This is a genomic window from Paenibacillus pini JCM 16418 (assembly GCF_000576305.1).
GTDB lineage: Bacteria > Bacillota > Bacilli > Paenibacillales > Paenibacillaceae > Paenibacillus_AQ > Paenibacillus_AQ pini.
On the sequence record NZ_BAVZ01000013.1, the window covers coordinates 1 to 23,718 of the forward strand.

General features: G+C 41.5%; 19 protein-coding genes and 3 pseudogenes. 19 read left to right on the forward strand and 3 right to left on the reverse strand.

Translation table 11 applies throughout. From position 1 onward, the window contains the following. Window positions 1–804 (forward strand): hypothetical protein (locus JCM16418_RS25020; protein WP_036651189.1); only part of this gene is annotated, 804 nt, incomplete at its 5' end. 1,080 nt (window positions 805–1,884) lie between these two features. Here the strand turns inward: JCM16418_RS25020 and JCM16418_RS16680 are convergent. Next, window positions 1,885–3,576 (reverse strand): chitobiase/beta-hexosaminidase C-terminal domain-containing protein, encoded by a 1,692-nt coding sequence (locus JCM16418_RS16680; RefSeq protein WP_052020442.1) that lies wholly within the window; start codon window positions 3,574–3,576, stop codon window positions 1,885–1,887. A gap of 351 nt (window positions 3,577–3,927) precedes the next feature. On the opposite strand from JCM16418_RS16680, the gene JCM16418_RS16685 reads away from it, so the two are divergent. The 12 genes from JCM16418_RS16685 to JCM16418_RS16740 all read left to right on the forward strand — a co-directional run bounded on the left by JCM16418_RS16685 (window position 3,928) and on the right by JCM16418_RS16740 (window position 14,784). Then, window positions 3,928–4,896 carry a cation diffusion facilitator family transporter gene (locus JCM16418_RS16685; protein WP_373280726.1) on the forward strand — a complete coding sequence of 323 codons (969 nt, stop codon included), beginning with the start codon at window positions 3,928–3,930 and terminating at the stop codon, window positions 4,894–4,896. A gap of 47 nt (window positions 4,897–4,943) precedes the next feature. Next, on the forward strand, window positions 4,944–5,279 hold the full coding sequence (locus tag JCM16418_RS16690) for a metal-sensitive transcriptional regulator (protein WP_052020444.1): 336 nt from the start codon (window positions 4,944–4,946) through the stop codon (window positions 5,277–5,279). Between the two features lie 162 nt (window positions 5,280–5,441). Beyond that, entirely contained in the window at window positions 5,442–5,690 is a 249-nt protein-coding gene (locus JCM16418_RS16695) for a glutaredoxin family protein (RefSeq protein WP_036651191.1), read from the forward strand. 33 nt (window positions 5,691–5,723) lie between these two features. After that, window positions 5,724–6,278, forward strand: a complete 555-nt coding sequence (locus JCM16418_RS16700) for a YdhK family protein (protein WP_036651194.1) — start codon at window positions 5,724–5,726, stop codon at window positions 6,276–6,278. A 60-nt stretch (window positions 6,279–6,338) separates the two neighbouring features. Further along, window positions 6,339–6,536 (forward strand): copper ion binding protein, encoded by a 198-nt coding sequence (locus tag JCM16418_RS16705; protein WP_036651197.1) that lies wholly within the window; start codon window positions 6,339–6,341, stop codon window positions 6,534–6,536. 18 nt (window positions 6,537–6,554) lie between these two features. Further along, window positions 6,555–8,990: a heavy metal translocating P-type ATPase gene (locus JCM16418_RS16710; protein ID WP_036651200.1), complete on the forward strand. Its 2,436-nt coding sequence runs from the start codon at window positions 6,555–6,557 to the stop codon at window positions 8,988–8,990. A 69-nt stretch (window positions 8,991–9,059) separates the two neighbouring features. Beyond that, complete coding sequence (locus JCM16418_RS16715; RefSeq protein WP_036651204.1) at window positions 9,060–9,701, forward strand: NAD(P)/FAD-dependent oxidoreductase; 642 nt, start codon at window positions 9,060–9,062, stop codon at window positions 9,699–9,701. Between the two features lie 186 nt (window positions 9,702–9,887). Continuing rightward, the gene (locus JCM16418_RS16720; RefSeq protein WP_158442444.1) at window positions 9,888–10,217 is read left to right on the forward strand and encodes a hypothetical protein; all 330 of its coding nucleotides are present in this window, start codon (window positions 9,888–9,890) and stop codon (window positions 10,215–10,217) included. A gap of 162 nt (window positions 10,218–10,379) precedes the next feature. Continuing rightward, entirely contained in the window at window positions 10,380–11,372 is a 993-nt protein-coding gene (locus JCM16418_RS16725; RefSeq protein ID WP_036651207.1) for a WXG100 family type VII secretion target, read from the forward strand. A 5-nt stretch (window positions 11,373–11,377) separates the two neighbouring features. Continuing rightward, the gene (locus tag JCM16418_RS16730; RefSeq protein WP_036651209.1) at window positions 11,378–11,707 is read left to right on the forward strand and encodes a hypothetical protein; all 330 of its coding nucleotides are present in this window, start codon (window positions 11,378–11,380) and stop codon (window positions 11,705–11,707) included. A 256-nt stretch (window positions 11,708–11,963) separates the two neighbouring features. Next, window positions 11,964–12,974 (forward strand): HD-GYP domain-containing protein, encoded by a 1,011-nt coding sequence (locus tag JCM16418_RS16735; protein WP_036651211.1) that lies wholly within the window; start codon window positions 11,964–11,966, stop codon window positions 12,972–12,974. Between the two features lie 319 nt (window positions 12,975–13,293). Then, window positions 13,294–14,784, forward strand: coding sequence for a DHA2 family efflux MFS transporter permease subunit (locus JCM16418_RS16740; RefSeq protein ID WP_036651213.1), 1,491 nt, complete (start codon window positions 13,294–13,296; stop codon window positions 14,782–14,784). A 71-nt stretch (window positions 14,785–14,855) separates the two neighbouring features. Here JCM16418_RS16740 and JCM16418_RS26945 read toward each other — a convergent pair. Next, a pseudogene (locus JCM16418_RS26945) lies at window positions 14,856–15,011 on the reverse strand (hypothetical protein); the annotation flags it as partial. Window positions 15,012–15,109: 98 nt separating this feature from the next. On the opposite strand from JCM16418_RS26945, the gene JCM16418_RS25025 reads away from it, so the two are divergent. The 4 genes and pseudogenes from JCM16418_RS25025 to JCM16418_RS16755 all read left to right on the forward strand — a co-directional run bounded on the left by JCM16418_RS25025 (window position 15,110) and on the right by JCM16418_RS16755 (window position 20,155). Then, window positions 15,110–15,247: a hypothetical protein gene (locus tag JCM16418_RS25025; RefSeq protein ID WP_156327227.1), complete on the forward strand. Its 138-nt coding sequence runs from the start codon at window positions 15,110–15,112 to the stop codon at window positions 15,245–15,247. A 273-nt stretch (window positions 15,248–15,520) separates the two neighbouring features. Then, window positions 15,521–16,831, forward strand: coding sequence for a hemolysin family protein (locus JCM16418_RS16745; RefSeq protein WP_036651215.1), 1,311 nt, complete (start codon window positions 15,521–15,523; stop codon window positions 16,829–16,831). Window positions 16,832–16,840: 9 nt separating this feature from the next. Beyond that, a complete protein-coding gene (locus tag JCM16418_RS16750; RefSeq protein ID WP_036651219.1) occupies window positions 16,841–18,010 on the forward strand; it encodes an AI-2E family transporter in 1,170 nt (389 codons plus the stop codon). A 197-nt stretch (window positions 18,011–18,207) separates the two neighbouring features. Continuing rightward, a pseudogene (locus JCM16418_RS16755) lies at window positions 18,208–20,155 on the forward strand (ATP-dependent DNA helicase). A gap of 82 nt (window positions 20,156–20,237) precedes the next feature. Here JCM16418_RS16755 and JCM16418_RS16760 read toward each other — a convergent pair. Continuing rightward, window positions 20,238–21,524 carry a serpin family protein gene (locus JCM16418_RS16760; protein ID WP_052020445.1) on the reverse strand — a complete coding sequence of 429 codons (1,287 nt, stop codon included), beginning with the start codon at window positions 21,522–21,524 and terminating at the stop codon, window positions 20,238–20,240. 241 nt (window positions 21,525–21,765) lie between these two features. On the opposite strand from JCM16418_RS16760, the gene JCM16418_RS16765 reads away from it, so the two are divergent. Beyond that, on the forward strand, window positions 21,766–22,239 hold the full coding sequence (locus JCM16418_RS16765) for a MarR family winged helix-turn-helix transcriptional regulator (protein ID WP_036651222.1): 474 nt from the start codon (window positions 21,766–21,768) through the stop codon (window positions 22,237–22,239). A 39-nt stretch (window positions 22,240–22,278) separates the two neighbouring features. Then, a pseudogene (locus JCM16418_RS26950) lies at window positions 22,279–23,717 on the forward strand (FAD-binding protein). Window position 23,718 lies beyond the last annotated feature (1 nt).

Genomic DNA, 23,718 nt, shown 5'->3' on the forward strand with positions numbered 1-23,718 from the left:
TCAACAGCATTACCTGTAGGTGAAGTATTACAGGTTAGGGTAAAAGTGAAGGATGAGCATGCGTGGTCGGAGTGGTCGGAATCAGGTTGGCTAGAAGTATATCCATTTTTCTTAAAAAATACAGATACTATAGAGAAGATATCAATTGAAGCAGGCAAACAAATTTTAGTAAAAGCTAGCGTAAGTAACAGTGTATATGGTGACGATAATACTAAAACAGATCTTCTAAATGGCATAGTAAAAGTCAAAATATCAGGTTACAAAACATCTCCATTTGGAAAATCAGGTCAATTTGGTGGTCAGGAGCTATTAGATTCAGGATCCACCATCATCGATGTTCCATTATATAATGGGATTGCCGAAATTCCATTAATATTAACAGTTGCGGGGAGTCAAACAATTTATTATGAAGTAATTGATATGAAGGAAAGTCTCCGCGAACTTAATGTCCAAGTACTACCTTCGGAAATACAAAAATTATTGTTTCTTCAAGAACCGAAGGTTTTCAAAACGAAAGAACAATTATTTATACCGCATCCTATTATTCTTGTTACTGATATGTTTGGAAATCCAATTTATGATGCAAGCGTTGAAGCTTTCATAAATAGTGGAGAAGGAGAATTGACAGGTACAGTGTCTTTAACTTCTAATAAAGAAGGTATCATTGAGTTTACAAATCTTAAATTGCTAAATAGCTCGTTTACGGATGTTTCTATTATCTTTAAAACAAAAGTTAACCAAGTGATTTTAATAAGTCCGAATATTAAATTAGAGGGGGATGAAGAACAAGTAAATCTTGAATAAGGAAAAGAAGAAAAATGATGCTTCAAAATATTCCTTCATGATGAAGGATAAGAAAATCGTGGCTTACTTGCGTATGGCATAGAGAATCTCCTTCGTGTCTAGAAATTCATTGAGCTTGAAAACTCTAGACTTCTGAACTCATAATGGTTAGGAGTCCTCTAATCACGAAGGTAAATATTATAAGATCTTTTACGATGAGAAAAGAGAAACTACTAGAGATTCGTATAGAAAGAGATCATTGTTAAAATAATGATCGTGCGTACAGTGGCTCAATAGGATTGATGATTATTAATTTACAAATAGTATTACAAAAGATGACGAAGAGGTATTTTAGTCAAGACCCCATTTAGAAGACAGTGTAAAAATACCTAGGAAACAAGCTGACTCCTGTATTCAACAGGAGTCAGCTTGTTTAATTTTCGATATGTTATCTTCGTTAAAAAACGAATGAATTCCTCAATTCTTCTTTCTACCTCATCGATACTTCTTATATCATAAGGATAGAGTGCTTAGATTTTAAGATGAGAGAAGAAACTCTTGATTGAGGAATTCGGATTGTCATACGCCTGCTTATGTGAAAACCGAGGATCTCGTTATTCCACAGTTCTTTACCCTGTGAGCTGAGAAATGTTTATCAACGACGAATATCATCTATAACTAAAATAACAACAAACAGTCTCACTTATTAAACAACTTAGTCTCACTTATAACAAGGATATCACCTGTTTTGATGATCTTTTTGTCTCAATTATAAACGTTACCCACAGGAGAAGAAAGAGAGAATCAGGAACAGGAAAAATCCAGTGAGTAGAAAAAGGTCAAATGAATATGCTGCTCGGCATTGTGGATTTTTAGGGGAAGGGACAAAGCATAAGCTTATAGCGTTGCATGGGAGTGACTCAGAAATGGAGTCATTTCTTTTTTTTCCATCAGTAGGTCCATGTCATAGTCAAACCCCTTAGATATACATCGGATAACCCTAGGGTGTATCCAATGTCTATTCTAAGGGGTATTTGTTTTATAAATCATAGCCCGTTTTGTCTACAAGCAGACTCCTCATTAATGCTGGAAGGATCGTTGTTAATTCAAAGGCAAACTACCTGTTGTGAAGGAACTTTGCAGTGTCGAACTCTTATTACCATAAGCATCGACAGCAGTGATGGTCATCGTATAAGCGGTTGCTTTATCCAGTCCAGCTATCGGAATGTTCATACGATTGGGAATGGGGGAGAAGTAGTAATCCGATAACACGTTCAAGGTTTTGACGGCAACGCCTGTGCTTTTCTTAGATATTATAATTTGATAATGATGCATGGATTGGTCGTCTGTGGCTTGTCTGAACGAGAGCATAGGTATGTTGTTTGTGCCGGCAGTCATTCGAAGATCTGGATCAGCGGGAAATTGAGGTGACGTTGTGTTGCGGTTGTTCGAAGTAAAAGTGAAATTTTTCTTTATTTCTTCTTTGGTCTTACCTTGCAGCTTCACAACCCACTTCTTGCCCGCAAGCGCGCCAGCACTGTTGAATGGGGGATTGGGAGTGCCTTGCCATTTACCGCCAAGATAGATGGAGCCAGCATCACCATTAAATTCGACGCGATCAATCTCAATACGATCGGCATACACTTCAATAAATTGAGCTTGATTCACAGGGAATTCGAATCGTCCATCTGCTAGACCTTCAACGGTGACAGCAGAGTAACCATGATCCACCTCAATATAGGACATCGATCCTACGTTAATGGATGTAAAATCCTTCTGATCTATGGCACGGTCGTCATTGATATTCAAATGAGAGTGCCCGCTCAGGACAACGACCTGCGGATAATTCTGTAGATCCTTATAGAGGTTCGGGTTTGAGGTCTGTTGACCATCCATAACGGTGCCTGTCACGGGCTGATGTAACGTAATGAAAATGGGCTTGTTCATATTTGCCGCATTACTCGTAATCGCGGATAGTCTGTTTTTCAACCAGATTCGCTGTCCCAAGTCAATGTTATAGTTGTTACCATTTAAGAAGATAAATGAATAACCACCAATGGTCTGCTCATAATAGCCGTTGGGCTGTGTAGTAAACCACTCTGGAGGATAGTTTTTGATAGCCTTTTCCACTTTATCGTCGTGGTTACCCATAGCGAATTGAACACGTGTATTCGTCATGTTCGTGCGAGCGAGCTGTTCCTTGAAAATATTTTGCACAATCGCGTGATTTGCACCTAGTCCATCGCCGTTATCATTGATTGCGTCACCTGCAATGAGAATAGCATCGGGATTTTTAAAAATGGATGATATAACATCAAAGTTGCTCGTATAACGCGCTTTAATTTTTGCCAGAGCCTCAGCCGAATTGCCCTGCGTGTCTCCGTTCGAGGAGCCGATATGTAAATCAGACATCGCTACGAATTGAAGCAAAGGTTTTTCGGTTGTTTTAATGATATAGCCGTAAGTTGCAGCATCGCTCCATACGCCGTCCTTGAACGCTCTGACCGAGACGTTCGTCGAATCCGCTAGAACAATCGGTGTTCCAGTGTATTTAGGGCTTGTTTCATCCGGGAGTGTCCCGTCAAGCGTGTAAAATACGGTTGCTCCAGTGGTAGTACTGTTTAGCGTAATGGCTACAGACTGCTCATAACGTCCGCTGGGCTTGGATGTTACTGGCTTATTCACGGCAGTTGCAGCATGAGCAAATGGAGTGAATATTGTTCCATTAGAATACATCGTGGAAAGCACAATCATTCCTGCCATGCAAACAGATAACATTTTATTGATTTTCATATTATAATCCTCCTTGTAATTTCGATTGAGAACAAGAGACTAGGAACGATTAACGCTACATCTGCATGTTGGATCACTCTAAATAGGTCGGATTAGTTGATAATGTTACAGCTCCCTTCTGGTACCCAAACAACACAACAAATACATATTGGTTTTTATTTTAGTTGTTGTTGTTTTAGTTGTTACTGTGAATTCTAATACGGATATGTTTGAAGATTGTCAATTGCATCCAGATCTTATGTAAAAGTTAACGACCATAGTCTTGACAAAAATCGGTATCCGAACAATAATCGTAATATAAATATATGAGCAATTGTTCATATGTATAAGGTTCAGGAGGCGACAATAACAATGGGCAGTTCAAATCGAATTCACAATCACGCGAAGCATATTCACTCACACAGTCACCATGATCACGCTCATGACCATCACGGTCATCATCATGTTGACCCTAACGGAAACAAAAAAGGATTAGTCATAGCTTTATTCATTACTGTAGGTATTATGGTTTTAGAATTTTTCGGAGGGCTCGCTACAAACAGCTTAGCTCTGTTATCCGATAGTGGACATATGCTAAGCGATTCAAGCTCACTACTCTTAAGCGTAGCTGCTGTATGGTTTGCCACAAGACCCGCGTCTCCTAATAAAACGTACGGGTTTTATCGGTTTGAAATATTAGCAGCACTCCTAAATGGAGTTACATTATTCATAGTTGCAGGATTTATCATTTGGGAAGCGATTGGACGTTTCTCACAGCCGCCAACGGTTGCGAGTGGTCCAATGATGCTGATTGCCAGCATTGGGCTGTTAGCCAATGTATTGAGTGCATGGTCCCTTATGAGAAAAGGGGATGTGAAGAATAATATTAATCTTCGAAGTGCATATCTTCATATTTTAGGTGATGCTTTGGGTTCAGTTGGTGCGATAGTAGCAGGTTTGATTATGATGATCTTTGGGTGGTATATTGCGGACCCTATTATTAGTATTCTTGTTTCTCTGTTAATTCTTAAAGGAGCTTGGGGTGTTATTCAGCATGCTACTCATATTCTTATGGAGGGTACACCAGTAACGGTAAATTCATCAGAAGTTAAAGAAGCATTAGCAAGCATTGACGGCGTTATAGATGTTCATGATCTTCATATCTGGACCATTACTTCAGGCCTAGACTCACTAAGCTGTCACCTCTTAATTGAGGATAATCAAGACAATCAGGCAATACTGCAACAAGCTATTCAATTCATATCCAATCAATTTCAAATTCAACATACGACCATTCAGATTGAAACGAGAGCCATACAGCATGAAGAAATGAAAGTGTAAAATCAGGAATGCCATTGTATAATGAAGAAAAGGGGAGTGAGCGGCGCATGGAGGACATAATTGTAGAACCAAATACCCAGACACATGAATCATGTGATACGGATGATCGAAAAAGCCATCATTCTGAAAAAACGAAAAAGAACCTCATTAGTCGACTCAATCGAATTGAGGGTCAAGTAAGAGGTCTAAAAGGTTTGATTGAGAAGGACACCTATTGTGACGATGTTCTAAATCAGATTTCTTCGGTGCAATCTGCATTAAATGGTGTAGGGAAGCTGCTCCTAGAACATCATATGAAGAGCTGTGTTATGGAACGTATTCAAGAAGGCGATAATCAAGTCATTGATGAGTTGCTAGTGACTATAAATAAACTGATGAAGTAGGTAACCACGAGAGGATTCGCAGGAATCCTTTTTTTGTTGGTTCAAAATATAGTGTAGGGGGGTAATCTAAATTTATATTGACTAATTATACTATAGGGGGGTATACTACAAATGAATTAAGATTATCACTTTAATAAGGTATTCAATAAGGAGGGAATAATAATGTTTAGAGTTGAGGTATACACAACGCCTACATGTGAAGATTGCCGAAATTTTAAGAAGTTTCTGGAAGAGCATGAAATTCCATATAAAGCATTTGATATTGCAGAGAATTCCGATTATGCAACCGAGCTGCGCAGACGTTCTGGGAAGAATTTAGTACCTACTATATTTATCAACGATCAAATGTTTTTCGGATTTGTTTTCAATCGTCAAGAAATTGAGGAATTACTCTTGGAACACAATAAGTAAAAAATTTAACTAATGACTAGGAGTGAACGGATTATGAAGAAACAATTAACCCTAATAAGTGCTGCTGCTATGCTTGCTCTTTCTTTAACTGCCTGTGGGACAAGCACAAGCTCGAACACTACGGATAACAATAAGCAGCAGATGGCAGATATGGATATGAATCATACTGGGTCCGGACAAGTTCCAGAAGGCTTAAAAGAGGCAGAGAATCCAACCTTTAAGGTGGGAGACAGCGTAACAATTCATACCGATCATATGAAAGGTATGGATGGAGCGAAGGCGACGGTTGTGGGTGCATATAGCACAACTGCATATGCGGTTTCGTACAACCCTACTACTGGCGGTGAAAAAGTAACAAATCATAAATGGGTGATCCAGGAGGAGATTAAAGATCATGAAGCGGAACCTTACAAAGAAGGAGATCAGGTCGTTTTGCAGGCGGATCATATGAATGGCATGAATGGAGCAAAAGCTACCATTGATTCAGCTGAAAAAACAACAGTATATATGTTGGACTACACACCAACTACGGGTGGAGAGGTAGTTAAAAATCATAAATGGGTAACCGAGAGCGAGATTACAAAATAGTGTCATAGCCGTATTAAAACATGAGACAAGAAGTGAATTAAATATAAGGAGAAATGAAAAATGAAAAATGAAGTCTTGAATGTAAAAGGGATGTCTTGTGGTCACTGCGTAAATTCAATCGAGGGTGCTTTGAAAGAAATAGGAGCTAAAGGCAAAGTTGACCTAAATAGCGAAACAGTAACCGTAGAATTTGATGAAAATAAGCTTTCAATCGATAAGATTAAAGACGCCATTGAGGAGCAAGGATATGAAGTCTAGGGAAGAGGAGTGTTAACTATGGAAGCCAATAGCGCAGAGACAAAACAAACATCATTACAGATCACGGGTATGACCTGCGCAGCTTGTGCGAACCGTATTGAAAAAGGATTAAACAAACTGGAAGGTGTAACAGAAGCTAACGTAAACTTTGCGTTGGAACGAGCATCGGTTACTTATGATCCGACGATAACAAACACTGTGAAAATGGAAGAAAGTATTCAGAAGCTTGGATATGGTACTTCGAAAGAAGAAGTCGATTTACAACTTGTCGGAATGACCTGCGCAGCATGTGCACTGAAAATCGAGAAGACGTTAAACAAGTTACCTGGTGTCAGCAATGCAACAGTTAACTTTGCGGTTGAAAGTGCTCATGTGGCGTATAATCCGATGGAAGTATCCGTAACCGATATGCTGAAACGAATAGATAAGCTCGGATATAAAGCTGTTCCTAAACAGGAGCAAAGTGATCCTGCTGAACATCGGGAGAAAGAAATCAAACGGCAAAAGCGAAAGCTTATTGTCTCCGCTATCTTGTCTTTTCCACTGCTCTGGGCAATGGTGAGTCACTTTTCGTTTACTTCATGGATCTGGTTGCCTGAATTGTTTATGAATCCATGGTTCCAATTGATTCTTGCAACACCAGTTCAATTTTATATCGGAAGACAATTCTATATTGGCGCCTATAAAGCGCTCCGCAATGGCAGTGCCAACATGGACGTTCTCGTCTCGCTGGGCACCTCGGCCGCATATTTCTATAGCTTATATCTGACCATAAAATGGGCTGTGGAGGGTGGCAGTGTCCATCACGGACCTGAGATGTATTATGAGACAAGTGCTGTCCTCATCACACTGGTTTTAATGGGCAAATTGTTTGAATCGTTAGCCAAAGGCCGGACATCTGAAGCTATTAAGTCTTTGATGGGACTCCAAGCTAAGACAGCGCTCGTTGTCCGTGAAGGTCAGGAAATGACCATTCCAGTAGATGAAGTAATCGCTGGAGATATTGTAGTTGTACGTCCAGGTGATAAAGTGCCTGTTGACGGTGAAGTATTGGAGGGTGTCTCGTCAATAGACGAATCGATGTTGACTGGTGAAAGTCTTCCTGTGGAAAAGAAAGCCGGCGATGCAGTCATCGGCGCAACAATAAATAAGAATGGCATGCTGCGTATAAAAGCGACAAAGGTCGGTAAAGAAACAGCTCTAGCACAAATTATAAAGGTTGTAGAGGAAGCACAGGGGTCCAAGGCACCCATCCAAAGGGTTGCCGATGTTATCTCAGGCATCTTTGTTCCTATTGTTGTTGGGATTGCTATTGCAGCTTTCCTAGTATGGTACTTCTTCGTAACACCTGGGGATTTTGCAGGGTCTCTGGAAAAGGCAATTGCAATTTTGGTTATTGCTTGCCCATGTGCACTGGGATTGGCTACTCCTACTTCCATTATGGCAGGATCGGGACGTGCCGCGGAAATGGGTATTTTGTTCAAAGGCGGAGAGCATCTAGAGAAAACTCATAAAATAGATGCAATTATTTTGGATAAAACAGGTACAGTAACTAAAGGGAAGCCTGAGCTTACCGATGTTCTGTTGGTGGAAGGCAACGAAACAGAATTCCTTAGACTTGTGGGCGCTGCAGAGAAAAATTCAGAGCATCCGCTCGCAGAAGCGATTGTCATAGGTATTAAAGAAAGAAATATCGAACTGCCAAATACAGAGTCTTTTGAAGCGATTCCGGGTTACGGAATTAAGGCTGTCGTCGAAGGTAAAGAGCTGTTGATTGGAACACGCCGTTTAATGGATCAATTCGGAGTGGACGCAAAACATGCTTATGAGACGATGTCCAAACTGGAGGAGTCCGGTAAAACAGCAATGCTTGTCGCCATAGATAAAGGGTACATGGGTATGGTAGCTGTTGCGGATACAATCAAAGAAACCTCTCAGGCAGCGGTAAGTCGACTGAAAGAAATGGGTATTCAAGTCATTATGATTACGGGAGATAACGAACGAACAGCGAAGGCGATTGCGGCTCAAGTGGGTATCGATCATGTACTTGCTGAGGTTCTTCCAGAAGGAAAAGCAGAAGAAGTGAAGAAATTGCAAGCGCAAGGTAAGACAGTAGCCATGGTCGGTGATGGTATTAATGATGCTCCGGCACTTGCAACAGCAAATATCGGTATGGCTATCGGTACAGGTACTGACGTAGCTATGGAGGCAGCGGATGTGACTCTGATGCGTGGCGATCTATCCAGTATACCGGATGCAATCTATATGAGTCGTAAAACGATGACAAATATCAAACAAAATCTGTTCTGGGCACTCGGATATAACACTCTAGGTATTCCAATTGCGGCATTGGGACTATTGGCTCCATGGTTAGCAGGTGCAGCAATGGCACTCAGCTCCATTTCTGTTGTCCTCAATGCTCTACGTCTACAACGTGTTAAAATACGTCATTAATCAACTGGGTGGGTGGAGAAGGATTCAACATATGTACAGTAGCCTTATAAGCAGAAGGAGAACGGATGCGTGGGAGAAAAGACGAGAATTGCGGTTACACCTCCTATTCAAGTAGGAGGAAGCCTATTTACGCCAGAACAACTTGTGAAGATTGGTACTGTTGCAAGTACGGATTCTAAAATTGAAATGACGAACTTTCAGCAGCTTTATTTGGAAGTTCCCCTCGAACGAAGCGATGCAATAAAAGAAGAACTTGAGTACTCGGGTCTGGAAGTATATCCATCAGGCTTCGTAACCAAAAGTTTGATTGCCTGTAATTTCTGCAAAGGAGCGGAGAAAGGTGGACTGGTAGCAGCTCAAGTTCTGAACCGGGCTATCGCAGGTATTGTGACTCCGACTCCACTTAAGGTTGGTTTTGCAGGCTGCGCTCTTGGGACCAGCGAACCTTTGTTAAAAGACATTGGGGTTGTTAAAATGCTAAATACGTTTGATATCTATGTTGGAGGAGAGTCAAAAGGTATCAAAGCGTCAATAGCTCGATTGCTTATATCCGGATTATCAGAAGCTCAGCTTGTTCCTGTTATAACAGCAATCATTGATTATTATAAGGCTAACGCTAAGGGGAAAGAGAAGTTCAGTAAATATGTTCATCGTATTTCGATCGAGGAAATGCAACAAATCACGCAAACCATAGTCAGTACAACCAGCTGATTTTAACAGATTTCGTTAAATATATGATGAGACATCAGGTAAAGAAGAATGAAAAACAATTATAGTATACTATTGAATTTTATGGTAATTTAATGATATGGGGAAAATGCATAGATTCATAGGCCAGTATTCACTTCTTGACTGTCACAACTACCCTAAATAAATAGTCGAAGGGATTGATGTTAAGTGAAAAAGAAAATGGTAATGGCTATGTTTATCTGTATGTTGGTGTTTGTTTTGGCTCCAATCGCCGCTTTTGCAGCTGTATCTTCTAACACGGCGCAAGGGCAAGGTGACCTGTATGTGACAGGTTATGTCGCTAATTATCATGGGGGCGATCTGATTCTTAAGGAAGTTGTCACGGGTGCTGTCGTGTATTCACATCATTATAGTGACCCCTATACAGGTTCTGTTGTGAAGGAAACGCTTAGTGGATCCTTTCCCAATTTACCAAGTGGTACATATCAATTAACTTGGACTGGTCAGCAAGGGGGAAGCTTTAGTATTCATTTTTAAAAGTGAATGATTTGTATTTGGATAGATATTAAGAAGAGGAGCCATTCCATGATTGGCTCCTTTTTTGAATTAATATGTTTGGACAAGTTAGCGCAATAGAATATATGGTTAATATTGGATATTATAATCACCGCTAAGGTGTCCCAGATTGGAGGGTTATGGATGCCTGAAATACGCGTTCCACCCGAAGAGATTATGCGTGTAGCGCAGCAATGCTTAAACGGGCGTCATGAAATGGATCGAATCATCCAGCTTCTAGATAAGGAAATATATCATCTGAGATCGGTATGGAGTGGAGCGACAAGAGAGCACTTTTTTACAACCTTCCGCGATGCACAGTACCAAATGAATCAGATGCTAGATAGATTGTCTAATACCGGACAAGAGCTAGCTAATATATCTCGTAGATTTAAGGAAGCAGATGCTTCAAGTGAAGGAAGTAATTTCGGGGAATTTCTATCTGGAGCGGGTTTAGCGACCGTAAAGGATTTAACTTTTGGTCTAATGGATAAGGATATGACAAGCATTCATCCGAAGTCTCGAGCATGGGGGGAACTGTTTGGTCATGGAGTAACAACCGCTCTTGGAACTGTAGAGATGATTGGAGGTATTCTGGGAGATGGAGCTTCACTTGCATTAGATGTCACAGGAATTGGAGCCATTGTGGGTGTTCCTGTCGGTGTGGTATCACTTGGTCTAATTTCTCACGGATACCTTACCGCTAAGGGTGGAGTACAAGGGGCATTGAATTCTGGTAGAGATTTGTATCAAATGCATGGAAGTAAGAGTAATGAATCAGCAGGATCGGGTAAGGGAGGGAGCGAAAAGGTAGAGGGCGAAGGTAACATTCCAGTAAAAGATACTGGTGATTTGGCGAAAAACACTGATAACTTAAGGGTCTGGGCTAAAAATAATGGTTGGGAGCAAAAATATACTGAAGGTGGTGTTGAACAGTGGGGGGTGAAGGATTCTAAAGGTGCTTTTAGTTGGAGGCTGAAACTGAAGCCCGAAGTTAGTACAAGAGAAGGTCTTGGTTCAGGAAGTAAGCAACCACGTTTTGATGCTAGATTAAATGATGAGGGAACATATGTAAACCCATTTACAGGAGAAACGGGTAGTAAGGGTATTGGTACTCATATTCCATTAGGGAAGTGATATGTTTGGATAAGAAAAGCCTGTTTGAAATATTATTAGACTCTTCTTCAAATGATGCAGAAAAAGATGATGCAGTAATAGAACTAGGCATTAATTTTCAAGATGAAGAAACAGTAGACTTTTTAATCAAGGTATCAAATGATAGTAATTTTGATGAGATGATCGTAGCAAGTTGTGGCGAATCACTAGGTCAAATATGGCTGAGAACACAACGAATTGATTATGAAAAATTAACTTGTTTAAGAGGGATAGCTTTGTCAGAGGCACTTTCACTGATTAAAGCGAAACGCCCGGATTGGTACAAAACTTATTTGGACCTATATCCTAAATCCTAGTTCAGTACATGTTGCACTCTGTGATTTACGTAACTTTAATGCATACAAGGTTGAAGATAAACCGTAGGAGCAACTAATTAAATGAAATAAATGCTGAAAAATGAATACATCGTGTGAGAATGTATGTGCTAACGTTCTATAATTGTTGTAAAATGTAAATTAATATAAATTATATCAATAAAAACCTCTTATAAACTCTTTTTAAAAAATATGTGTATAAGATGATGGATATATATCGAAAGATAGGGGTGGTGGGATGTCACTAGATGGGCTTTTGGGCAAAAAAACGAAATATGATATAACAAATAATCGGGGACTAGTCTTGGTTCCTGCCCGAGTAAAGTTAACACAAGAACATATTCATCTGCTTCAGCAGCATGGGATTGAAACTTCTGATGTTACTTTGATGTCCACTAGCGATTCCGATTCCAGCTCCCTTGTATCACTTGTGGAAGATACGGCTAACTATGCAAAGGATTTATTCTATCGAATTAAAACTACCCGCAAAATCCCTCTTCTGGAAATTAAGGATGAACTTATCCCTTTTGTAAAACAAGTATCAGAGCATGCAGACTTGTATAAATTATTTGAATCGATTAGAGCCAAAGATGAGTATACATATCAACATAATATAGGGGTGGGCATATTATCGACTCTGATTGGTAGATGGATGAAATGGGATGAAACGGAGATCGCGTTACTATCACTTGCAGCTACAATGCATGATGTAGGTAAGGTTCGAATTCCACAAGAAATATTACTGAAACCAGGCAAGTTAACAAATGAAGAATACGAAGAAATGAAGCGTCATACGATTTATGGCTACGAAATGCTTAAGGAAACGGTTGGAATTAGCCCACGTGTGGCATGGGTTGCATTACAGCATCACGAACGAGCAAATGGTAGCGGTTACCCTCTTAAGTTAAAACAAGATCAAATAGATCCGATGAGCCGAATTGTTGCTGTTGCTGATATTTTTCATGCCATGTCTTCGAAACGTCCTTATCAGGATGCCTTACCCTTTTATGAGATTGTAGCCCGCATGCGACAAGGTTTTTTCGGAGAGTTAGATCCTCATATTGTTGCTGTTTTTCTGAATAATCTTATCCGCAATCTGATCGGAAGAAGCGTTAAATTATCGAATGGTCAATGGGGCGAGGTCGTTTATATCAATCCACATGATGATACAAATCCATTAGTAAAGGTAGGCCAGAACTATTTAGACCTTAGTAAGGATCGAGAAATACATATTCAAGAAGTGATTTGATCACACATGATGTATTTTATATTATTCATTAGGTTCTCGGCGGGAAAAATTGCTGAGAGCCATTTTGGCTTCCAGTGCTGTTGAATCGAAGGCATATCATTAGGTATTCAAGAGCAGATAAGAGCAGTTATGCTAATCATCTTCATGAACGACGTTGGACGTATAATTATATGTAATAATTTACAATTAATTCTTGACTTTATAGCTTTTCCGAGTATACATTTAACAGCAGATTAGACGAGAAAGTCTATTATTTCCTATGTTATTTTACACCCATGATCTTACAGATCATCCTATATAGAAATGAGTGGAGAAAATCATGTCTAGTCAATTAGCTGACCCCAAGGTCGCTGAGGAAAGGCCGTTTTCCATGAAAGAGATCATACCACCATTGCTCGCTATTATTGTGGGTATGATCATGGTTATCTTGGATGGTACAGTTGTCAACGTAGCGATTCCGAAGCTACAGGAGTTCTTTGGGTCGGATCTGAAAACCGTTCAGTGGGCCATTACGGGGTATACGCTAGCTCTTGCAGCAGTCATTCCACTAGCTGGCTGGATGACCGACAAGTTTGGTTCTAAGAAAGTATTTATCACAACGGTAATTATGTTTATCCTCGGATCTGCATTATGTTCCATTGCTCAGACATCCACACAACTGATCATCTACCGTGTTATCCAGGGGCTTGGTGGAGGCATGGTTGCACCGATCGGTATGGCAATGGTATTTAAACTGGCACCTCCTGAACGAAGAGGAGCTGTGATGGGTATGCTTGGCATTCCCATGTTACTCGCCCCTGCTTTAGGTCCTGTACTTTCTGGCTGGCTCGTTGAAGCTGCCACCTGGCGCTGGATTTTCCTCATTAATGTTCCCATTGGTATTATTGCAGTTATTTTGGGGGTAAAATTCTTACCCGATACCGATCGGCAGAAGGCTCCACATCTGGATGTACTCGGCATTATTTTAGCGCCAATTGCATTTTCGGCACTTGCTTACGGTGTAAATGAAGGTGGAAGTGGAAAATGGTCTTCGACGAATGCGGTAATAGGACTTACCGTCGGAGGAATTGCGCTGCTGCTGTTTATCATTGTCGAGCTACGGCAAAAGAACCCACTTCTTGAGCTAAGAGTATTCGCCTCTTCTGATTTCACTCGTGGGATCATTTTGACGTGGATCATGCAGGCAGCACTATTTGGCTCCATGCTATTTGTTCCATTGTACTTGCAAAGTATTCGTCATTTCACGCCACTGGAGACCGGACTCATCTTGCTCCCGCAGGCTTTGGCTTCTGGAATCGGAATGCCGATTGGCGGTAAGCTTTTTGATAAATTTGGAGCTCGTCCAGTGGCTTTTGTCGGACTCCTTATTATTTCTTCGTCTCTATTCCTACTGTCAGATATCTCGCCAACGACTTCGCTATCCTATATTATGCCGATACTTGGCCTGATGGGATTTGGTATGGGTCTGTCTATGATGCCATTAAATACGCATGTACTGAATGCGGCTCCGCGTAAATTGGTTGGTCGTGTAACATCACTTACGGCTGCGGCTCAGCAGGTGGTTGTATCCTTTGCCGTGGCTGGTATGACGGGATATTTAACGAACCGCATAAATGTAGGCTTGAACAAAGGGGTTAATCCCTTAACTGCTGCTGTCTCAGGCTATAATGATGTATTCTTCCTCGCGGCTTGGCTTGCGATTGTTGGTGTTCTGCTTACGCTCATTTTGCGTAAACCTAGAGCCTTAGCTACTGAAAAGGAATCCCTAGATGGCAACACGCCGGATCCATCCATGATGATGGGACACTAAGCGCTTGAGACAATGAGAAATAGATATGAAAAAGAAGCCGCCATCATCCTTATAGGATGGTTGCGGCTTTTTTAAATCTCTAGCATTACTAGATTTCCATTTAACGTGAGGCTTCCTGAAACAAACAATGCTCCTGTAGAAAGTGGGTCAGTAACGATGCCCTGAAGCGCAGTAGTACCTGTATTCGATACGGTTATCGTGTAGGAAATATAGCCTCCAATTGATACCGAATTAACATTGAAAGAAGCATTACCCTAATTTTCAATACCCGTAAGCGAGATGCCAGCAACCTCCGTCAAGGTAACTGAGAAGGTGACGGTCACCGATGCGTTCTGTGCAAGAGTACCAACTGGAATACCTACTGATGGATCAGCTTAAGGCAACACTTGGCATGGAAGGGACAGCTGCGCGCAGACTAATTACGCACGTTACTCCCCGCATTAAATATGGAAACAGTGACTAGTCCTGAATTCCAATTGTCGCAGGCAAAAAGTCATCATTCACACAAATCAGAATAATAAATTTAAGCTTTAGCTTGGCGGGTGTAGTAACCGGGCGAGCTGAAGTTTTTTTGTAAGAAGATATCAGGATTATGATGAAATAGACTCTTAGATTCCAATTTAAATATGAAACCTCTGACAGTCTGTTTCGTATAACCCGTTTAAGCGTTATTTCATTGTATATAACCTTTGTGGTATGGTAAAAGATAGGAAAATAAAAAGGAGAAGATGCAGAAGTGGAAAGTGACAGGTATGTGTTAAATTTGGTTTTAGTAGCTTTATTGATTGGTTTATCGGCCTTCTTTGTAGCGGTTGAATTTGCGGTGATCCGCATACGCGCAAGCAGAGTAGATCAGTTGATTGACGAAGGAAAGAAAGGAGCGGTGGCCGTAAAGAAAGTGCTGGGCAATTTGGACGGCTACTTATCGGCATGCCAGCTCGGGATAACCATTACTTCGCTCTGCCTTGGTTTTCTTGGAGAACCGACGGTGGAGAAAATACTCCATCCGCTGTTTGAACAGTGGGGTTTATCGGAGGGGGTTAGACAGTTTCTGTCCTTGTTCATCGCGTTTGCCATCATTACCTATTTACACGTAGTTATTGGTGAGTTAGCTCCGAAAACCATCGCTATTCGTAAAGCAGAGACGGTTGCTTTATTAACCGCCACCCCTATTATCTGGTTTAACAAAATCATGTATCCATTCATTTGGATCTTGAACGGATCTGCTAACCAGCTGGTTCGGCTGTTCGGCATCAAGCCTGCCTCAGAGCATGAGGATGCCCATTCCGAGGAAGAACTGCAAATTATTCTTAGTGAAAGTTTTGAAAGTGGTAAGATTAATCGAAATGAATTTGGCTATGTAAGTCGAATCTTCGCTTTCGATAATATGTTAGCCAAAGAAATTATGGTTCCGCGTACAGACATGATCTGTTTGTATAAAGAAAAGCCGCGTGCAGAGAATGTGGCGATTATTAAAGAACAGCAATATACGAGGTTTCCGCTGGTTGACGGGAATAAAGATAACGTCATCGGCATCATAAATACGAAACAATTTTTCTTAGCTTATGAGGATGATCCTGATGTAGACGTTACAAAACTACTTCATCCGGTAATGGCAGTGTCAGAGGTAACACCAGTGAATACGCTTCTGAAGCGGATGCAGCTGGAAGGTACACATATGGCTATTCTCATTGATGAGTATGGTGGAACTTCAGGGCTCGTCACCATTGAAGATATTATTGAAGAAATTGTCGGTGAAATACGTGATGAATTTGACGGAGACGAAGAGGAAGACATTCAAATTATGTCGAAGCATCATATGATTGTCGATGGTAAGGTTTCACTGTATGTCATTAACGATCATTTCAACCTTGATCTGGATTCTCATGAATGGGATACGATTGGTGGTTGGTTGTACAGCCAGCAAAGTGAGATGGAGGAGAACGAATCCTTGGTATTTGATGGGGTGAAATTCACGCTACTCGAGAGAGATAACAATCGATACTGCAAGCTTGATATTAAAAAGCGAAAAGTGAGTGAGGAGTAGGAAGAATAGATGGAGAATCCGTTAAGTTGGTCAACAAGATTCAAACGTTTTTTTCTAAATAACCGATTTGTACTCTTTCTGCTCGTTTTATTGCTGATCGGTTTAAATATCATGGTGCTAAATAAGGTTTCGTTTGTATTTCACCCTTTCATCGTATTAATTAAAACAATTGTTCTGCCTCTAATCCTGACGGGAATTGCATATTATTTGCTAAATCCGATCGTTGATTATCTGCAAACCCGCAAGATGGGGCGGGTAACTTCTATTCTAGTGTTGTATGTGTTAATCATTGCTATTATCACATTACTAGTGACGTCGGTTATTCCGGTCATTCGTGAACAAATTAACGACTTGGTAGATAATTTTCCAACGTACAGTGAAGCGGCAAGATTACAATTTGAAAATTTAATGGGCAGTAACTTGGTAAGTAAGCTGCAACAATCCATTTCATTTAATCCACAGGAAGTCGTGAAAATGATTTCGGAGCGGGCTTCAAGCTTTCTCAATAGTACGTGGACGGGTATAGGCGGATTTCTAGGCGTCCTGACTGAAGTGGTATTGGCACTTATAACGCTGCCGTTCATCCTGTTCTATTTGCTCAAGGATGGCAAGAAATTACCGAACTTCATTCTTTCATTTATTCCGGTTAAACTTCGTGGTGAAAGCCAGCGAGTCATGAAAGAGATGAATCATCAGATTGCTTCATACATTCGCGGACAAATTATTGTCAGCTTCTGTATTGGGGTGCTTCTCTATTTGGGATATATTATTATTGGGCTTGATTATTCTCTGATCTTGGCTGTCATCGCTGCATGTACCAGTATCGTTCCTTACCTAGGACCGGTCATTGCGATTACGCCTGCGCTGATTGTTGCGATGGTCACTTCGCCAGTGATGCTGCTCAAGATGCTGATCGTCTGGACGATTGTCCAGCTCATCGAAGGGAAGTTTATCTCCCCTCAAATCATGGGAAAAACACTCAAAATACACCCGATTACCATTATATTTGTTATTCTTACAGCGGGGAATTTGTTTGGTATCGCTGGTATCGTGCTTGCGGTTCCAGGTTATGCCGTTATCAAGGTCATTGTGACCCATCTCTATCAATGGTTCCGAATTCGTTCAAATCTGTACGAGCCTGTGAATCCCAATCCTTCGATTCCACCTAAAAATCCATAATGAAGCGAATGAATAGGATCTTCTATGCTTAGTATGGAAGAGAAAAGCCCGGATCTGCTTATATCGCAGATCCGGGCTTTATGCATATAGGTTATTGTGTTTATAACGTAAGCATGGGATAATGTAGTGTTGGTCTTGAAAATAAGACTAGCAAGCATGTATTTTAAACTTCAATGCTATGGAGGTAACTTGATATAGTGGAGCGTTATCCTTTCACATATGATCCAACCCGTCCATTTATTGCCCAGGTAGGCGAATGGGTGGCGGATGTATTCTACGATATATTGCCGGAAGCGGGCTTTGAAGTCCGTGATGAACAAATCTATATGGCTTTTCAATTGGAAAAGGCATTTGCAGAGAAGAAAACGATCTTCGCAGAGGCTGGGGTAGGAACAGGTAAGACTCTTGTGTACTTACTATATTCTATCTGTTACGCCCGTTATACACGGAAACCCGCGATTATTGCTTGTGCAGATGAATCGCTGATTGAACAGCTTGTTAAACCCGAAGGGATATTGCGAAGCTTGCTCATCACTTAGGACTGGCTATTGATGCTAGACTGGGTAAATCGCCGGATCAATACGTATGTCTGCGGAAGTTAGACGATGTGCGGTTACGCGATGAAGAGGGTGTGCAGTGGATGATTTGGCCGCAAGCCTGCCGGACTTTGTATATTCTCATGGCGCCATGCAAAATTTCCACGCATATGGCGACCGTAAGGATTATCCTCATCTGAGTGATGAGCAATGGCAGAACATTAACTGGGATACGTTCCAAGATTGTTTCACTTGTGACCGACGTCAACGCTGTGGTCAGACGCTTTCGCGGGAGCATTATCGTCATTCGGGTGATCTCATCATTTGTTCGCATGACTATTATATGGAGCATGTCTGGACATATGAGGGTCGCAAACGCGAAGGGCAATTGCCTCTACTGCCAGAACATAGTGCAGTCATTTTTGATGAAGGACATTTACTAGAATCAGCAGCTATGAAGGCGCTCAGTTACAAAATGAAGCATGTCGTATTTGAGGAGCTGATCCTTCGTCTGTTGCAAGGTGAAATCCGCGAATCTCTCGCCGTGCTTATTGATGAGTCTATTGTCCAAAGCGAGCGAATGTTCAAGGCGCTTGGTAAGCACAGTCGAGCTATTGAAGGCTCTGATCGTAAAGAGATTATACTTAGTGAAGGGCTACTACGTGAGGTTCATCGTTTCCGTGATGTGCTAACTGCCATTGAAGAAGAGCTTGTTTTTGAAGGTGAGCTATATTCACTAAATGACTATCAATTACGCATTGTGGAAGAGCATATCGAAATGATGCAGAAGGCACTGATGTTGTTCGAACGCTCCGAAGCGCTTATTTGCTGGGTAACGGATAGTCCAGAAGGTTTGACGTTATCCATTATGCCGCGAACGGTTAAGGAAGTGCTGCAAGAGCGTGTCTTTGGTGCTAATATTCCGATTGTGTTTTCGTCAGCTACACTCTCAGTAGAGGGTTCATTCCGTTATGTAGCAGATAGTCTGGGTATTGAGAAATTTCTATCCTTCTCAGTAGTATCACCTTATGATTATGCCGAGCAGATGGAGGCACTTGCTCCTCGATGGAACATAGCCGAAGGCTTCGCTGGCAAAATGAAAGAAGCTATAAAACTTCTTCAACGATCCGAAGGACGTGCTTTGATCTTATTCAAATCCAAAGATGAGTTGATGCAGTTTAAGGAGCGGATTTCAGAGGAATCTGAAGTTGCAGGCATGACCTTCTATTTTGAAGGAGATCAAGAAATCAGTTATCTCATCTCAGCGTTCCAACGTGACGAAGCAAGCGTACTCTGTGCAGTTAGCTTGTGGGAAGGTCTGGATGTTCCGGGATCATCGCTGTCGAATGTGATTATCTGGTCGATGCCTTTTCCTCCGCATGATCCAGTGTTTATTGCTAAGCGTAGCGAAGCAGAAACTCCATTTGAAGAGGTGGACTTGCCTTATATGCTTCTGCGCTTCAGACAGGGCATTGGGCGTTTGATTCGTACCCGTGAGGACAAAGGAATCGTCGCTATTCTGGGTGAGGAAATGCAGTCTGACGCTTCTGTTCTTACGCATGTGTTATCCGTTCTACCAGAGGGAGTCACACTGCAACAAAATGCTTAATCTTGAATAAAACAAACTCCAATCTAGGGACTGCGTTTGCGGCTGCTAGATTGGAGTTTTCTGTTACTTTGGGATAGGTATGCTATTCTGTAGCGGGATCGTTGATTGAACCCATAAAGAGCCACAGCTTAGTCTGCGCATCCTCAATGGCGAAGAAGAAGGGGCGGTTTACGACCATATCAAAGGGTTTCTCTGGCGGAGCAGATCCTGCCATCTCAAGAGAAGTGACCGCGGCAGCTTCGGTACCTCGTTCATTCACTTCAAGTACCGTTTTGTGCATAACATTCGATATGAACAGTGGCTTACGATCAGACATGTTAGAGAAGTCAGCTTGAGGAAGAAAGCTATTCTTCATTCCAAGTCCCATAAGAGCTTTATTAAGCTGCTGCTTATACTCTGCTTTGAAGCGTGGAATGCGGATTTGCCCTGATTGGTATTCAAAATTCTTCTCCCATGGCGTCATGTCCTTCCATAACTGCTCCTCAAGTTTAGGAAGTGATGATTGCTCACTGGGCAGAATAATGAGCATATTCATCTGTCCACTTCCGTAAGGAATGCGAATGGCTTGCCAGTCCTGATTCTGTGCGTAAGCAAACGAACCACCTTGTTTCATCATAGGAACTTGCTTTGTGATGTTTACGTTGGTGGTGAATACAGCGTTCTCCGTTAACTTTTCATCAAAGGGAGTTTTCCAGGTCCCGTTAAAATAAATCGCATTCACGATTAGAGATACCATATCTGAGCCAGGTGGTTCACTCAGAAGTTGGTTGATCTTCCCGTTCGTTTGCTTCTTGACCCAATTGTTTACCATAACTACACTTTTATCACTACTGAAATCAAGTGGCTCCACACTTGCATGATAGTTATCTTTAACGGTGTTCTGAAAAGAATTCTTCAATGGGATTCCCTCGGCATACCAAACCGCATTAGCAATGTTTAGTCTCACGCCGGAATCGGGACTTTCCTCGAGCTCTTGTAAAACCTTGCTGGCACTTTGTACCTCTTCCCGTTTCATCGTCTGATATCCGAGGGCTTTAGACATCTCAGCTTCGGTTTCACCTGCGCTACCGCTGTATGCCATGCTCAGTGATGTGGCGATACTATAAGGAGACAGAATGAGATTACCACCGTCTCCGTTCTTGGTGAGTACCTGATGCAGACGTAGGCCAAAATGATTCTGGGCACGTACTATACGCGTATCTAATACCTTATCAATATGCCGCTGACGATCACTTAGTGAAATAGCTGGAGGGGATGGAGATGGCTGCTCCGCTTTAGTGGTACTAGCACAGGCTGTTGAGAGTGTAAGGAGCAAGAATAAGCCCAGCCTGAGTAGTATTCTAGAGGGGTTAAGTCTTTTTTTGAACAAAATAGATTTACCTCCTATATTCAAATATAATTCATATCTCTTATTTGGGAATTATTAGTCTAATGATTAGACGAATCCAAATATAGAATGTTTCAAATTCTTCCAGTGATTGTTTCATCCATATATTTCTTAAGTTGAAGCAGGTTGATAAGGTGGCGAAATCAGCGGTATAATTGGATTTACTGCAAGTCCAAGGGCATGTTTATCAATAGGTGTCTTCAGTAAAGGAGCGTACGTAGCAATGCCGCAAATATCACGACATAATCAAGATTTAGCTTCGCTGTTATCATTAACCTTCAGTTCACTCAATCAGGAATTACACATGCGTCTGAATGAGATGGGCTTCACAGATGTGCGTCCTGCGCACGGATTTTTATTTCAGGGATTAATTCCGGATGGTTCAACCGCTAAGGCATTAGTTCAGCATTTAGGTATCACCAAACAGGCTGTTAGCCAAATGGTCGATGAGCTCGAGGCTCGAGGATACGTTGCGCGTAAACCCCATCCTTCGGATGGAAGGGGAAAGCTAATTATTTTAACAGAGCGTGGCTGGTCCGTTGTCCGCTCCAAAGAAAAAATTTACACCGAAGTTGAGGAGCGCTGGGCTAAGATTATTGGTCACAATCGTATGAAGGAGTTACATGAGGATCTACTTAGTATTGTTAATTTTACAAGTGAAGGGAATATTCCTCATCGTTTACGTCCGGTATGGTAGAATAATACAATATTAGGTATACCATTGCCGGAGGTACATGTGAAGAAAACCATAGTCCTGCTGTTCCTTACATGTTTATGTGTCTATGAATATATTACAAATGATACCCCAGATCAGAATCCCTATCTGATCACGGACTATAGCCGTCTACATCCAGTTAAGGTAGAGCGGATTGTAGAAGGAAAAGAAGAAGAGCAGCTTGCTCAGCTGCTTCAAGATGCCAAGGCTAAGGGGCTAAAGCTGTCGATATCAGGGCAGCGCCACAGCCAAGGCGGACATACTTATTATAAAGATGCTATTGTCATTGATATGACGAGCTTCAATCAGATCCTCATGCTAGATCCAAAACGTAAGCTGATTCGTGTCCAAGCGGGTGCAACGTGGAAAGATATCCAGGACCGAATTAACCCCTACCATCTCTCGGTTTCATCGATGCAATCTCAAAATATTTTTACGGTCGGCGGTTCGATCAGTATTAACGCTCATGGACGTGATCTCAGAAATGGGTCACTTATTAATAGTGTTGAGTCCTTTCATCTGCTTACGGCCGATGGACTAATCCGCGAGATCAGTCGTACGAAAGAGCCGGAGCTATTTCGACTAGCTCTCGGAGGATACGGCTTATTTGGAATTATTCTGGACGTTACGCTTCACTTAACGGATGATGAGGTGTACCGAACGAAGATAGAGCTATTCAGGCCAAAGACTATAGTCATTATTTAAAAGAAAAGGTGCTGGCGGACCCCGATGTACGGATGCATATTGCACGGATTTCGGTTGCGCCTGACAGCTTTTTGACGGATATGTATGCTATTAATTATCAAGTCGATCCTTCTCTTGATTTGGAGCATAACGATAAGCTGAAGACTCATGAATCGGGGGTACTACCAAGTAAACTGCTATTTCATTTGAACCGAGCTTCCGATACGGGGAAGAATATGTTTTGGAATCTACAGAAAAAATATTTTACATATCAAGAGGATGCAATCATTAGCCGTAACAATGCGATGCGCCCGGAGTCTTCTTTTATGGAATATCACGAGGCGGGTGCTAATGATCTACTTCAAGAGTATTTCGTACCTGTGGATGAGTTTGCATCATTTGTGGAGGATTTGAAATCCGTCCTCAAGGATGCTGGTGATAAGGTTAATCTACTTAATATTACAGTACGTTATGTTCCGCGTAATCAGGACGTGGTGCTATCCTACGCCAAAGAGGACATGTTAGCCTTGGTATGCTTATTTAATACATCGCTCTCTAAAGAGGGGCACGCGGAGATGAAGCAAACCGTTCGCAACATTGTGGATCAAGTGCTAAGGCATCGAGGCACCTACTATCTTCCATATGCTGCTTATCCGTCTGTAGAGCAGTTTAGAGAAGCGTACCCGGGTTATAACACATTCTTTAAGGCAAAAGATCAGTTTGATCCGGATCATATATTTATGAACTATTTCTATGAACAATATAAAGGGGAGTAGC